At 61.3% G+C, this 14,565-nt stretch carries 12 protein-coding genes; 5 read left to right on the top strand and 7 right to left on the bottom strand.

Annotated features, from left to right (window positions below; genetic code table 11):
- Nucleotides 1–57 precede the first annotated feature (57 nt).
- Nucleotides 58–540, bottom strand: coding sequence for an Ig-like domain-containing protein (locus D0550_RS17940; protein WP_116810561.1), 483 nt, complete (start codon nt 538–540; stop codon nt 58–60).
- A 353-nt stretch (nt 541–893) separates the two neighbouring features.
- On the opposite strand from D0550_RS17940, the gene D0550_RS17935 reads away from it, so the two are divergent.
- The gene (locus D0550_RS17935; protein ID WP_116810609.1) at nt 894–1,664 is read left to right on the top strand and encodes an SDR family NAD(P)-dependent oxidoreductase; all 771 of its coding nucleotides are present in this window, start codon (nt 894–896) and stop codon (nt 1,662–1,664) included.
- Between the two features lie 303 nt (nt 1,665–1,967).
- Here the strand turns inward: D0550_RS17935 and D0550_RS17930 are convergent, their stop codons facing one another.
- Nucleotides 1,968–3,014: a glycoside hydrolase family 43 protein gene (locus D0550_RS17930; protein WP_116810560.1), complete on the bottom strand. Its 1,047-nt coding sequence runs from the start codon at nt 3,012–3,014 to the stop codon at nt 1,968–1,970.
- 109 nt (nt 3,015–3,123) lie between these two features.
- On the opposite strand from D0550_RS17930, the gene D0550_RS17925 reads away from it, so the two are divergent.
- Both D0550_RS17925 and D0550_RS17920 read left to right on the top strand, forming a co-directional pair.
- Nucleotides 3,124–5,847, top strand: coding sequence for a TonB-dependent receptor (locus D0550_RS17925; RefSeq protein WP_206606377.1), 2,724 nt, complete (start codon nt 3,124–3,126; stop codon nt 5,845–5,847).
- 78 nt (nt 5,848–5,925) lie between these two features.
- Entirely contained in the window at nt 5,926–7,341 is a 1,416-nt protein-coding gene (locus D0550_RS17920; RefSeq protein WP_116810558.1) for a sulfatase family protein, read from the top strand.
- A gap of 43 nt (nt 7,342–7,384) precedes the next feature.
- On the opposite strand, the gene D0550_RS17915 is transcribed toward D0550_RS17920, so the two are convergent.
- Complete coding sequence (locus D0550_RS17915; protein WP_116810557.1) at nt 7,385–8,821, bottom strand: sulfatase family protein; 1,437 nt, start codon at nt 8,819–8,821, stop codon at nt 7,385–7,387.
- 96 nt (nt 8,822–8,917) lie between these two features.
- On the opposite strand from D0550_RS17915, the gene D0550_RS17910 reads away from it, so the two are divergent.
- Nucleotides 8,918–9,958, top strand: coding sequence for a glycoside hydrolase family 43 protein (locus D0550_RS17910; RefSeq protein ID WP_116810556.1), 1,041 nt, complete (start codon nt 8,918–8,920; stop codon nt 9,956–9,958).
- A 6-nt stretch (nt 9,959–9,964) separates the two neighbouring features.
- Here the strand turns inward: D0550_RS17910 and D0550_RS17905 are convergent, their stop codons facing one another.
- Both D0550_RS17905 and D0550_RS17900 read right to left on the bottom strand, forming a co-directional pair.
- Nucleotides 9,965–10,750: a LytR/AlgR family response regulator transcription factor gene (locus D0550_RS17905; protein WP_116810555.1), complete on the bottom strand. Its 786-nt coding sequence runs from the start codon at nt 10,748–10,750 to the stop codon at nt 9,965–9,967.
- A complete protein-coding gene (locus tag D0550_RS17900; RefSeq protein WP_241520834.1) occupies nt 10,747–11,838 on the bottom strand; it encodes a sensor histidine kinase in 1,092 nt (363 codons plus the stop codon). Before D0550_RS17900 ends, D0550_RS17905 begins: the two co-directional genes overlap by 4 nt.
- Before the next feature lie 319 nt (nt 11,839–12,157).
- Here D0550_RS17900 and D0550_RS17895 point away from each other — a divergent pair, with 319 nt between their 5' ends.
- Nucleotides 12,158–13,228, top strand: coding sequence for an NAD(P)-dependent alcohol dehydrogenase (locus D0550_RS17895; RefSeq protein WP_116810607.1), 1,071 nt, complete (start codon nt 12,158–12,160; stop codon nt 13,226–13,228).
- Here D0550_RS17895 and D0550_RS17890 read toward each other — a convergent pair.
- Nucleotides 13,147–13,764, bottom strand: coding sequence for a porin family protein (locus tag D0550_RS17890; protein WP_161965904.1), 618 nt, complete (start codon nt 13,762–13,764; stop codon nt 13,147–13,149). The two genes, D0550_RS17895 and D0550_RS17890, sit on opposite strands and share 82 nt — an antisense overlap.
- A gap of 224 nt (nt 13,765–13,988) precedes the next feature.
- A complete protein-coding gene (gene kdpC / locus D0550_RS17885) occupies nt 13,989–14,564 on the bottom strand; it encodes a potassium-transporting ATPase subunit KdpC (protein ID WP_116810553.1) in 576 nt (191 codons plus the stop codon).
- Between the last annotated feature and the right edge of the window lies 1 nt (nt 14,565).

Genomic DNA, 14,565 nt, shown 5'->3' with positions numbered 1-14,565 from the left:
AGAAATGCTCGCGAAGGATGAAAGACAGAGGGTTGAACGAACGACGAGCGAGTCGTGTTATCGCAGGATCAGATCCAGCACTGCCGGCAACCAGGACAGGTTCAGAATCTTGACGTTGAACTCGCTCGTGGCCGAGTCATAGTGGCCGTCGCTGTCGTAAACGGCGCGCACCGTATAAGAACCGAGCTGCATGCCCTGGAACACGATTTGCGCCATGCCGTTGATGACCGGCGCGCTGCCGGCGTACTGGCCATTGAAATAGAACGAGATCATCCCGCCAGCGAGCGGCCCTCCGACGCTGACACTGAGTGTCACGCTGTCGCCGACCTTGTTCAGGCTGGTTCCGACCGGAATGATGCCGGCGGATGCCGTGACGGTGGAGCGTTTCGTGCCGATGCGATTGTCAGCCGCATCATACTGATAAGACTGCCGCATGCTCGTTTGAGCGTTGACCACATCGACTCTGACGAGCCGACCGAGCGCATCGTAAGAGTAGTTGGTGGATGCAGCTTGCACGACACCAACGAACAGCAAAGGCATCGCCAAAAGACGTTTTCTATTGCTCAACTTGACCCCCAGAATTCCGTTTTCCTGCTTCCGGCGCGCGCAACAATTCTGCCAACGCGACCGTGCTCGGCTCACTCAAAAATATGGATGGCTAAAGGCGAAGTGCACGCGCTGCGAAAAACCGCAGATGCACTATCTCGCTCCTCGAGGGCTGTTTGTTATTTTCGCCGCTAAGCTACTCCCTGTGTCCCATCCGTGTAGGCTCGTTGCAAACGCAGGTTGCCGTTGCGCTGCAGATTCGTCAACTGTCTACAAATCCGGCGATCGTGAATCAGGGTTTTGCTGTATCCGCCGAGCAGCAGTAATGTATGCGTACGGAGTTCCGCATGGCTAAAGTCTTCATCACCGGCTCGTCTCAAGGCCTCGGCCTGATGACCGGCCAGCTGTTGGCCGAGCAAGGACACTCGGTCGTACTACACGCGCGTAATGAAGTGCGGGCGAAAGACGCACAGGCCAAGGTGCCACGGGCAGCGGGAGTTGTGATTGGCGACGTTGCGACGCTAGATGCGATGCGCGACGTTGCGGATCAGGCGAACAAACTCGGCCCGTTCGATGCAGTGATCCACAATGTCGGTATCGGCTATCGCGAACCGCGTCGGGTCGAAACGGTCGATGGGCTTTCTCAGCTGTGGGCGGTTAACGTGCTCGCCCCGTATGTGCTTACTGCGCTCATGCCGAAACCGCAGCGCCTGGTGTATCTCAGCTCAGGCATGCATCTGGGTGCCAATTCCAGTCTTGATGATATTCAATGGGCGAAGCGCCGCTGGGATGGCAGCCAGGCGTATGCCGACACCAAGCTTCAAGATGTATTGCTCACGTTCGCAGTGGCGCGGCACTGGCCCGATGTTTTTACGAACGCGGTGTCACCGGGATGGGTGCAGACGCGCATGGGCGGGCCCGGCGCAAACGATGATCTCGATCAGGCGCATCTCACTCAAGCGTGGCTCGCCGTCAGCGACGATAAAGATGCGCGCGTCAGCGGCGGATTCTTCTATCACAAGCAGCCAGGACGGTTGAATCCGGCGACGAAGGACCTCTCACTTCAAGATCGACTGCTCGAGTACTGCCGCGACGTTTCCAATGTGACTCTGCAATAGCCTCACTCGGAATCGGGCGGCCCTGGCGGAGGTTGGTCCGGAGCGCTGTCATCTGCGTACGGACGCTCCTTATCCGGGGTCGTCTCGGGCAACCGTTTGCGCTCGGACGAACTCGAGTCCATCGGGCGCCCTTCTGCGGGGCCTTCGTTATTTTTCGTCGGCTCATCCCCGGTCAGATGTCCGCCTTTGTTGCATGCAGCGAGAGCGAGGAATGCGACGGAGATGCAAAGAACCTTACGCATGCAACTGCTCTCGAGTTGGATGCGTATTCAACCGCGTGCATCAACACAAGTTCCGTGCGTTCTACGGCCGGCGCGTAGGACAGCGCCACTGCTCCGCGGCCTGAGTCTCCAACTCGATCAACGGCTCACCCGTCGCGGTCCACTTGAGTTCATCAATATGCATCGCCCGGCAGCGATCGCGATGCCCGTCCGGCAGCACATTCCAAGCGTGATATGCGATGACCATGCGGCCCTTGAATTCCAGAATCGACTGATGCCCTGGCCCAAACCAGCCAACGGGCTGCGCAGGTGTCCGCAGCAGCGGCTGCGTGCTTGCATCCTTGCACGGTCCAAGCGGGCCCTCGCAACGCGCGTAGCCGACTGAATAGCTCGGCTTGTCATAGGCATTGGCGGAATAAAACAAATAATACTTGCCGTCGCGTTTGATCATGGTCGGCGCTTCGATCACATCGCCTTCCCAAGGTTGATCGTTGCTCACGCCGAGTCGTTTCGTCTCGCCGACGGTGGCGAGTCCCGTCGAGTCCAACTCACGCGCGAAGATCCACGTGGTTCGTTTGCAGCAATTGCCGTCGTTCTTGTAGTAGAGATAAAGACGCTCGCCATCGCGAAAGGGACTCACGTCGATCACGCCTTCCGCGAACTCATCGCAGATCAGCGGCGTGTCGCTCGGAACAAAATCGCGATCGGGCCGTTCACTGACGGCTGTGCCGATGCACAAGCGGCCGGCGCCATCCGGACGCGTAACCGACGCGGAACGAGCGCTGAAGTACAGCACGTAACGCGCATTGACCTGCAGGACTTCGGGCGCCCAGACATCGGGCTTGTTGCGATCTACCCACATCGGCAGGCGCGCAAGAGCTTCGGTCGGCGATGACCAGCGCTGCAGATCGTCCGATGACGACACCTGCACACGCAGGCCGTTGGAATTGGTCGCGTACGCATAGACGCGGCCTTCGGCCTCCAACAGGAACGGATCCGGAAAGTTCTGGCGCAGCACGGGGTTACGTGCGGTCGGCGCGTCTGCGGCGGCGTTCAGCCAGAGCCCCAGCGAAATCAGGCCGGTCAGCAGCGCGGCGCCTGACCGGCGGCGATTGTATGCTCTATCCATCTTATTGATACTATAAATACGCTAAACCCGTTCTCTTTTATCATACTAATCATTATATTCACGCTAGCAGTCACCGTAGCTGCGAATAGACGGATTCAAGGGGGGCATAGTGAAACGGAAACTGGCTTTTTACACGGCGTCGGCGCTTGGTTTGCTTGGAGCGCAACTCGCGCACGCGCAATCCACCGGACCTGCACAGACCGGCGAACTGGAAGAAATCGTCGTGACGGGTATCCGCGCCAGTCTCGAGGCCGCGGCTGATATCAAGCGTTCGGCGGTACAAGTCGTCGACTCCATCGTCGCCGAGGACATCGGCAAGTTTCCTGATCCCACCACGGCCGCCGCGCTCCAGCGCGTGCCTGGCGTGCAGGTCTCGATCGGCAACAACAACGAAATCATTGGCGTGCTGATCCGCGGCCTGAACGACATCCAAACCACGCTCGACGGCCGCGAGCTGTTCTCGACCACCAGCCGCAACTTCCAGTTCCAGGATCTGCCGGCGGACGCGCTCGCGCGTGTCGACGTGATCAAGTCCACGACCGCGGATCTGATCGAAGGCGGCATCGCAGGCGTCACCGATCTGCGACTCCACAAGCCGTTCGACTTCAATGAGCCGGCAGTCGTGATCGGCGCGCGCGCCAACTACGCGACCAACGCTGAAGAAGTGAATCCGCAGCTGAGCGTGCTGCTGACGAATCGCTGGAACACGGGCATCGGCGAGCTCGGCGCGCTGCTCAACGTGTCGTGGAGCGAGACCGACTACAGCCGTCCGGTGACTTATGCGCCGATTCGCCGTTCCACCGAATTCCGCTTCAATCAGCCGGGCTTCATGGTTCAGAACGTCGCGGGCGGCGTGAACCACTATGGTCAGTTCGAACGTCCGCAGGCCAACGCGGCGTTCCAGCTGCAGGCAACCGACGAGCTGCAGTTCTACGCGGATGCAGTGTTCACCGGCTACCGTTCCAAGAATCAGTCGGCATTCGTCGAAACGCAGTTCTTCAATCCCGGCACGGGGCTGTCCGACCTGGGCGATCCAAGCGACTGCTTCCTCGCGCGCGTTTCACCGAGCGGCCTCAACCCGAATGCGGTCGAGCTCGCCAACGGCAACTTCACCGTTCAGAACCTTTGCAATGTCACGAACGCGACGTTCACCAACGCCACCGCGTTCGCCAGCGCGCAATCGCGGGATCAGGAGACCAACAACTATCTTGGCGCGCTGGGCACTCGCTATGAGGGCGAGCGCCTGAGCCTGAAAGGCGAAGTGTCGTTCCAGGACTCGACGTATGAGGAGGAAGTTTTCATCGTCGACATCGGCAAGCGGATTCCTGTCACGAACGCGAACTCCAACTTCAACCAGGGCGGCCTTTACGACGCGCCGGGCAATCCGCTGGGCTCGGCGGACGGCATGTACCTGCGCAACGGCTTGAACCAGAACTTCAACAAGTCCAATGGTGATCTGCTCGCGGTGGCACTCGACGGCGCTTACCAGCTCGATTCGTTCATCACCAAGTTGCAGGCCGGTGTGCGCTATGCGGACCGCGGCGCCGAGTACGATCAAGCACAAGTCAACCGCGCGGCTCCCGGCGGCGATCTGGCGACCTTGGTCAGCGCCACAGGTCTCGGTAACGAGTTCTATGCATCGATGCCGGGCATTCCGCGCATCAACGGTGGCCAATCGGTGTTGATCCCGAACCCGGACTATTTGCGCACGGCGGCCGGCCGCGACCGGCTGCGACAGATCTATGGCTTCGGCCCCGGCGACCCGGCGTATGCTCCGGAGCGTCACTTCGAGGCGACCGAAAAAACTTATGCGGCCTATGTGCAAGCCACCTACGAAGCTCACATCGGCGGCGCGCTCATCGATGGCGTGTTCGGCGCCCGTCCGACGCGTACGGAACGTACGATCAGCGGCGCAGGCGTCATCAGCAGCGTGCTCACGCCGGTGACCGCAGACACGACCGACACCGAAGTGTTGCCGAACTTCAGTGCGCGCTGGGTGATCAGCGAGGACTGGCAGGCTCGCTTCAACTATGCGAAGACCATGCGGCGCCCGGGCTTCGATGCGCTCAACCCCGGCATCAACTACATCGTCTCGACCAACCCGAACGTCATCAACTCGGGCAACGCCGGCAATCCGAACCTGAAGCCGCAGATCTCCGACAGCTTCGATGCCACGCTGGAGTACTACTTCAAATCGGGCTTCCTGTCGGGCGGCGTGTACTACCGCGACATCAAGGACCGTGTCATCAACGGCGTGACCGCCGAAGTGATCGACGGCATCACCTACAACATCTCGCGTCCCCGCAACGTGTCGGCAGCCCAGCTGCAGGGCGTCGAGCTGAGCGGACAGATGTTCTTCGACTTCCTGCCGGGCGCCTGGGCCGGCTTCGGCATGTTCGGCAACTACACATGGGCCGACACGGAAGTGCAAGGGTCGGATCCGCTCAAGGGCTATGCGCTGCAGGGTGTTTCCGAACACAACTTCAACGCGGGACTGTTGTATGAGCGTTCTGGCCTGTCGGCGCGCATGGTGTACACGTATCGCTCGAAGTACTACGACGAAGACATCACTGGCGGCAACGCGCTTCGCCCCATCGAAGCGGATCGAGTGAACGATCTGACTTACAACCCGGTGTGGCTCAGCTATGTCCGCGCCGCGGGCCGCCTCGATCTCAGCGTCGGCTACGACATCACCGACACGGTGCGCGTGGATGTTGGCGGCACCAACGTGCTGGGCTCGAAGTACCGAAGCTACATGGGCGCGTCGTTCTTCAACCGCGACTACCGGTATGATGATTCGATCTACACGGTCGGCATGAGGGTGCGCTTCTGAAGCACGCTCGCTAGGAGAGAGTCCTTGGCCCTCCTCCGCTCGCGCGGCGGAGGGCTTTTTCGTTTGTGAGATGTATCCATGATTGACAACGTTTCAGCGCTTGCGCGGCGCGCTTTTGCCCTCGCCGCGCTGTTTGTTTGCAGTGTCGCTGCCGCACAGGACCGCCCGAACGTGGTGCTGTTCATCGCCGACGACCTCGGCTGGCATGACATGGGCACCTATGGGAATCGCGACGTTCGCACGCCAAACATCGACAAGTTGGCCACCGAAGGCACCAAATTCAATCGAGCTTTCGCGGCATCGCCGACCTGCGCCCCCTCTCGTTCGGCGCTGTTCACCGGCCTGTACCCGATGCGCAACGGCGCACATGCCAACCACAGCATCATCGAACCGAACGTTCGCACCTGGCCGCAGTATTTGTCCGAGCTCGGCTACCGGACCGTGATCGCCGGTAAGACGCATATCGGCCCGCGTGAGCAGTACCCATTCGAATATCTGCCGAACTCCAACGTCAGTCCCCCAGGCAAGCCGGAGGAGCTGTACACCGATCTCGGCGTGCCGGCTATCGAGAACCTGCTGAAGACGCACGATCGCAAGAAACCGCTGGCGCTGATAGTCGCTGCGCATTCACCGCACGTGTATTGGCTCGAAAACCAGGGCTACGATCCTGCGAGCTTCACGGTGCCGCCGTATCTCGTCGACACGCCGGCCACGCGCGAGGCGATGGCGCGCTACTACACCGATGTCTCGCAGGCCGACAAGGAAGTTGGGCAAGTGCGCGCCGCCCTCGAACGTTATGGATATGCGAAGAACACGCTCTTCATGTTCACCTCCGATCAGGGCCCGCAGTTCCCGTTCGGCAAGTGGTCGCTCTATGACGCAGGCATGGGCGTACCGCTGATCGCGGTGTGGCCAGGCAAGACGCCGCGCAACGCCACCAACGACGCCATTGTGTCGCTGGTCGATGTGCTACCGACAGTGATCGAGGTGGCCGGCGGCACAGCCCCGGACAACATTGACGGTCGCAGCTTCGTAGGAGTACTGCAGGGTCGCGCCACGCGTCATCTCGATGCGGCGTTCGCGGCTCACACGGGCGACGGCAAGATGAATCGTGCGCCGATGCGTGCGATCCGCACCGAGCGATTCAAGTACATCGTCAACCTCAGCCCCGAGATTCCCTACGGCAATCACATCAGCAATGCGAACGGCAAGGACGGCCGTGATTACTGGGATACCTGGGTCGAGCTCGCCAAGACCGATCCGGCGGCCGCGCGCACGGTCCAGCGCTTCCGCGAACATCCGGCAGAGGAGTTATACGATCTCGCGCACGATCCGTTCGAGCTCGTCAATCTGGCAAGCGATCACAACTACGCTCGCACACTGCTGGATCTGCGCGGCAAGCTCGACACCTGGCGCGTGCAGCAGAGCGAACGTCTGGATTTCGTGCCGATGCCAGAAAACGCTCGCAAGGGTGAGCTGAAGTATCGGGAATGACGAATCGGGCGCGGAGCGGAATATCCCGCTCCGCGCCGGTTACTCATTGCGGCAGTGTCTTGCGCCAGCGCACCACCTTTTCGGTGAGCGACTCGGCGATCTGTGGATTGTCCTGCGCGACGTTGCGCGACTCCGACGGGTCTGTCGCGAGATTGTAGAGCTCGGCATTCGTTCCATCGCCGCGCGCCAGCAACTTCCACTCACCCGAGCGAACCGCAAACGGCGGGCTCACATCACGGTCCAGATACGGACGCGGTGACTTACCGGGCACGCCAAAACCGCCATACGCATAGTAAATATCAGGCCGGGACGCGAGCGGCTGGCCGCTCCAGGCCGACGCGAGACTGACGCCATCGATCGCTTCCGGCAGTTTCGCGCCACCGAGCTGCGCGAGTGTTGGAAACAGATCGACGCCATTCGCGATGGTCGTCGCATCTTGTTGGCCCGGCGCGATGCGCTTCGGCCAATGCACGATCAACGGCTCTCGCACACCGCCTTCGTAAAGACTGCCTTTTCGGCCGCGGAAGTGGATTGCATCGCCCGGCGGCGTAGCACCGTTCTGATAGTACTGCCCCGCTCCACTCGGGCCATTGTCGCCGGTCAGCACGATCAGCGTGTCATCCAGCTTTCCGGTTGCGCGCAATCTCTCGATGAGGCGGCCGATCTGCGCGTCCATACCCACCAGTACGGCGAAGAAACGCTCCTCATCCGCGTCGTCGCCCTTGCCAGGCGCCGCCTGCAACTGCGCTTCGTCGGGATGCCATGGATCGTGCACGTCGTCGAGCCACAGCTGCACGAACCAGGGACGGTCGGCGCTACGCTCGATGAAATCGAGCGTCTTCGAGACGTAGCGCTCGGTCAGACTGGACTTCGGCAGCCACTCGATCGGACCACGCCCGAGCGCGGCGCTCTGGGACGCGAGCTTGGCGGTGTCCTCTTTCATCAGCACGCGCGGGCCGAGCCCCTCGAACTGCGTGTAGCTTTCATCGAAGCCGTACTCGGCGGGCAGCGGTGCCTCGCCGATGTCGCGACCTCCGCCGAGATGCCATTTGCCGATGTGGGCTGTCGCATACCCCGCATCGTGAAGCGCGCGAGGCAGCGTCGGCAGCTTTGGATCGAGCCAGTTCGCCTGACCCATCTGCTCATTGTGCTTGCGGTTGCTGATGAAGCTGACGATGCGCGTCTCGGCGGAGAACTTACCGGTCATCAATGCGGCGCGCGATGCCGAACAGATCGGCGACGCCACCGTGAACTGCGTCATGAGCATGCCTTGCTGCGCGAGGCTGTCGATGTTCGGTGTCTGGACTTTTCGGTTGCCAGTGACGGAAAAATCCGCATAGCCCAGATCATCGACCAGGATGAACAGGATGTTCTTGGGCCGCTGTGCCTGCGAACTCGCCTCGGGCGTGGCGCAACTGGCCAACACCAGGCAACAGCACGCCAGCAGCGTGCCGGCCAGCGCGGATTTTCGTCCAATCATCTACGTCCCCCAGTGAATGCCAGGAACTTATCCTTGCACATTCCGGTCTTAATTATAAGATAAATACGTCTTATCAGCGGTCAGAAGGGTCGAGCGATGCCAGGGTGTAGTTGGTCCAAGGTTGCGGGCGTCGTTGCGCTATCAGCCGTCTTCGCGGGTTGCTCAGAGCCCAAAGGTGCAGCTTCCGCGCAGAGCGCGCCCACGTATACGAATCCGCTGCTGCCTTCCGGTCCCGATCCGTGGATCACGCAGGTCGATGGCGTTTATTACTACACGCACACGCTGGGCGATCGCATCGCTCTGTGGCGGACGGACAATATCGCCAAGCTGGCGCAAGCCGAGCGAGTCGATGTCTGGACCGCGCCGGAGACGGGCCCCAACGGCCATTCCATCTGGGCGCCCGAGCTCCATCGCATCGACGGCAAGTGGTTCCTCTACTACTCCGCCACCGCGAGCGGCTTCACCGATGACGCCCATCGCGGCGTGTTCGTGCTGGAGAACGCGGGCCCCGATCCCTTGCAGGGCGAGTGGATCGATCGTGGCCGCATCAACACGGCTCACGCGGGAATCGACGGCACCGTGTTCGCTTACGGCGGCAAGCGCTATTTCGCCTATTCGCCGTACACCGAAACGGATACCTCATTGGCCATCGCGCAGATGCAGGATCCCTGGACGCTGACCGGCGACGAAACGGTGATAGCACGCCCCGATCAACCCTGGGAGCAGCAAGGCGGCCGCAAAATCGTCGAAGGCCCGGAATTTCTTGCGGGACCGAAAGGCGATTTGTTTCTGACCTATTCGGCCAGCGCCTGCTGGTCGGACGACTATTCGCTCGGGCTGCTGCATGCGGCACCCGGTGCGGACCCGCTGGACGCATCAGCCTGGAAGAAATCTCCACAGCCCGTGCTCAAGAGCGCCAACGGCGTCTATGCGACTGGACACAATGGATTCTTCGTGTCGCCCGACGGCAAGGAGAATTGGATCATCTATCACGCCAATTCGGGCCCCGACATGAAATGCACCCAGAAGCGCGCGCCGCGTATTCAACGCTTCGACTGGAGCGAAGATGGCTGGCCGCAGTTCGGGGAGCCGGTGGCCACTGGGGTCGAGCTGCCCGTGCCGTCGGGCTCCCGGTAACGCGAATTACATCTGACGAAACAGGTGGAGGTAGCTGCGGCTGACTGGCAGCACCTCCTCGCGTCCCTTCAAATGAATGTCGGCGGTTTCGTTCGGGCCGCGTGTGACATGACTGATGGCGCGCAGGTTGACGACAACCGAGCGATGCACCTGCGCAAACTGCTCTGAATCGAGCTGCGTAATCAACTCCCTGAGCGGCGTGCGGATCACGGCATCACGAGGCTGCCCCGCATCGTCGCGCCACGCGACCTGCGTGTACTTCTCTTCCGAACGCAGATAGTCGATATCGTCCACCGCGATCAAGCGGACGGTCTGGCCCACGGAGGCTCGAACCCACCGCAGAGCCACCGACTGTTTGTTTCGATCGAGGCTCGCGGCGAGCTGCTGAAGCAATGCTTCGGTGTTCATTGCAGGTTGTGCGGCTCGCAGCCGTTCCTTCAGGCGAGCGACAGTTTCGGCCAGACGCGCCGGCTCGACCGGCTTCACCAGATAATCGAGCACTCCCTGCGCGAATGCCTGCACGGCGTACTGATCGTAAGCAGTAACAAACACCAGATGCGCGCGACGGCCGATATGTTGAGCAGCTTCCACGCCAGTCTTTCCCGGCATCTGCACGTCCAGAAAACAGATGTCCGGGTGATGCGCTTCGAACTGATCGATCGCTTCGCGGCCATTGCGCGCCTGAGCCACGATCTTCAGCTCGGACCATAGTTGCAAGAGCATGCGTTCGAGCGCTTCCCGCAGCAGTGGCTCGTCATCGGCAATGAGCGCCGTTGGTTGCTGAGTGCTCATGCAGACCGGCCCGGGAAGCTCAGTTCAACGCAGACGCCCTGCGGCTCGATCTCGGCAAGATTCAATTGCACGTCTCCGCCGAACGCGAGCTGCATTCGCTCGCGCAGCGTGGAAAGACCTGTACCCAGGCCGCTACCTGGCGTCTTCAGACCAACGCCCGTATCGATGACGCGCACGAGACAGCGTCCGTCACGCATCCAAACATCGACATCGATGCGTCCGCCCTGCTCACTCGGATCGATGCCATGATGTACGGCGTTCTCGACGAGTGTGAGCAGCGTCATCGGCGGACATTGCAGCTTCGCGGCAGCTGGATCGATACGCAAAGCAAACTGCAATCGATCGGGCATGCGCATCTGCATGAGTTCCAGATAGGCACGCACCAGCTCCAATTCCTGATCCAACGTCGCGGTCGCCGTCTGCATGCGTGGCACGGCGGCGCGAAGATACGCAATCAGATTTGTCAGCACCTGCGATGCCCGAGGCGAACCCGCATTCACCAGCGCCTGCACATTGGCCAGCGTGTTGAACAGGAAGTGAGGTTTCACCTGGGCTTGCAACAGACGCAGCCGCGCGTCGAGCGCCTTGCGCTCGAACTCACTGCGCTCCAGCTCGAAGGCGAGCGCCTGATCGCGGGCAAAGATATCCCGCTGTTGAAGCATTGCGCCAACCGCGATCCATGGAGCAACCAACAGGCCCTCGACCATGAGGATCATGAGCCCCCTCATTTGGGGATCCTCGTGCGCCGAGTGGATATCGATCGCCATCGAGACCGAGTGTGCGAGCAGCGCCCCGACCGGAACAGCGATCATGACCCCGATCACCTGCAACACCCACCGCGGCAGCCAAGGCGGCAACCGTACCGGCCGCTGTTCAAACAACCCGAAGGCAAGCACGGCCGTCAAAGCCACGACCACCGCATGACCGATCGTGACAAGCACCGGCGGCGACGAGGACGGCAGGCTGTTCGCCGCACCAAACACGATCGACACACTTAGCGCCAGCAGCAATCGCCGCCAGCCGAATGCGAGCGCCACGCCTCGCGGCCGAGCCTGCATGATGTGTTGCTGTCCTAGCGCTGAAGACATGGGACCACTATAGATCTTGATCGCGGCGCTCGCCCGCACTTTTCCCCGCCCGGGCACCCCACCGTCTGCCATTCGTCCGCACAGATCGTCACTCGCCGGCTCCGAATCGTCGCCCGTCGCATGCGACTCGTTTTATCTCCAGTCCGCTTTCATAGTCCGCCCGAAATCGACAGGGAGAACTCTCGTGACGACAAGAAAGCGGATCCTCCTCGGCCTGGCCGGCCTGCTCACAGTGACCATCGTATCGTTCGCAATCGTGCTGAGCCACAACGCCGCCTGCCCCGCCCCGGCGCCTTCCGTCCGAGGCACGGAAGCTACGATGCAAGCGGTCCTGCAGCGTTGTTATGGCTCGCCCGAGGTGCTCACCCTCGAAGAAATAGCCAAGCCGACCCCAGCCGATAACGAAGTGCTCGTCCGAGTGCACGCGGCCGCGGTCAATCCGCTGGACTGGCACAGCGTCGCCGGGTGGCCTTACATCATGCGCCTTGGCAGCGGAGTGGGATCGCCCAACGACCCGAGCACGGGCGTCGACTTCGCGGGAACAGTCGAATCCGTGGGCAAGCAGGTCACGCGCTTCAAGCCCGGCGATGAAGTATTCGGCGGACGCGGCGGCGCTTTTGCCGAGTACGTCGTTGTTCGAGAAGACCGCGCCATCGCACTCAAGCCCACCAATCTCACTTTCGACCAGGCAGCCGCGATTCCCCTCGCTGCCGTGACCGCCTTGCAGGCGCTTCGAAATCAAGGACACATTCAGGCGGGCCAAAAGGTACTGATCAACGGCGCCTCGGGCGGTGTCGGCACCTTCGCGGTACAGATCGCGAAATCACTGGGTGCAGAAGTCACCGGTGTTTGCAGCACGCGAAATGTGGATCTCGTGCGCTCGCTCGGCGCGGATCATGTCGTCGACTACAAGGAGGAGGACTTCACGACCTCGGACCGGCGTTATGCCGTCATCATCGACAACGTCGGCAATCATTCCCCCCTGGCGCTACGCCAGGTTCTCGAACCAAACGGCATCGTGGTCATCGTGGGCGCCCCGAAACGCGGCCCTTGGATCGGCATGCTCGGGGGCGTCATCAAAGGCATGGTGTTGTCCCGGCTGGTCGACGAGCAATTCGTGTTCTTCGTCGCGCATCTGAACCCGGACGATCTGACGTTCCTCGCCACGCTCGCCAGCGAAGGCAAGATGACACCCGTGCTCGATCGGATCTTTACGCTGCCCGAAGTGCCGGCGGCAATCGAGTATCTGGCGGGATGGCACGCTCGAGGCAAAGTCGTCGTGCGCGTCCCACCAGACCTCACTCACTCTCAGAACTTGAAGCCGACGCCGAACGTGGTCTCGAACGTGTTCAACGAATCGTCAAAGCGATCGATGACCTTGTCCAGATAGCGATAGCGCGCGTCCAGGCGCAGCGAGACAGTGTCGGTGAGGAAATATTTCGCACCGACGCCAGCGTTCAGCGTGAAGCCGCTGTCGTCATCGATGCGCGCCGGGCCCACCCCACTGACCGTTCCGACGATCGGCCGATCGAGATCTGCACTGGCGTAACCAACGCCCGCGAGCACATACGGCACGAAGCGGCTGCCGGGATTGAAGTGATAGACCGCATCGACGTCGAACGTAGTCAGGTCGAGGTCGACATCGCGCCCGGGCAAGCCCGTGACCGCGGTATTGGTCCGACCCAGCGACAATTCAAGGCCCCACGCCTCGGTAAAGTTGTAGCCATAGCGCAGGCCATAGGTCACATCGTCATCGAGCTTGGGAGTGCGCCCATTGATGCGCCGATCGCTCAAATCATCGCCGAACGCCTCACCGACATACGCATGAACTTCCTGGCTGCCCGCAGTTACCTGCGCCATCGCCGGTACGGCGGTAACAGCAAGTGCGCCCACGGTGGTCCAGCCAATCAGACTCTTCTTCAACATCATCATCTCCTGAACTCTTGTTCACCATCGCATCGTTGCGACGTGCGAGAAGAGTGCGCCCACGTGCAGGCGCGATAAATCACCCGACGCTGCACAACGTGTTGCTCGGGATTCAGCAATCTGTGGGGAACTTGCACCAGGATTCGCACTCCGCGACTGGCGCATGCAAAAACGACACGGAAGGTCGCTGGCAAGGCGCGCACGACTCTCGTGCGCGCCGAACCTCAGCCTGCCTGCTTGCCGTCCAAGGCAAGATTCAACAACAACACATTCACGCGAGGCTCGCCGAGAATTCCAAGCGTCCGGCCTTCCGTCGCCTGCTTCACCAGCGCGCGGATCTCGCTCTCCGGCCGATCGCGCACCCGAGCGACGCGAGGGACCTGATATTCAGCAGCGGCTGGAGAAATGTGAGGATCGAGGCCGCTGCCCGAGGCGGTCACCAGATCGATCGGCACGGGCGCCTCGTTGCCCGGATCCAAGGCACGCAGCGCCGTGACTCGATGGGTGATCGCCGTCGCCAGCGCCGGATTGGTTGGACCCTGATTCGAACCGCTCGACGCTGCGCCGTTATATGGCTGCGGCACGGTGGCCGAAGGACGGCCAAAGAAGTATTTCGGATCTGAGAATGGCTGGCCGATGAGACGCGAGCCGATCAAGCTATCCCCGTCGTGAATCAGACTGCCGTTGGCAGCGTTTGAGAACACGGCCTGACCAATCCCAGTGACGACCAGTGGATACACCACACCCGTCACGATCGTCAGCAACAGGAACAAAACCAATGCAGGACGAAGCTCGCTCATA

The organism is Steroidobacter cummioxidans, from assembly GCF_003104955.1.
This window is presented reverse-complemented; position numbering and strand designations above follow the sequence as displayed.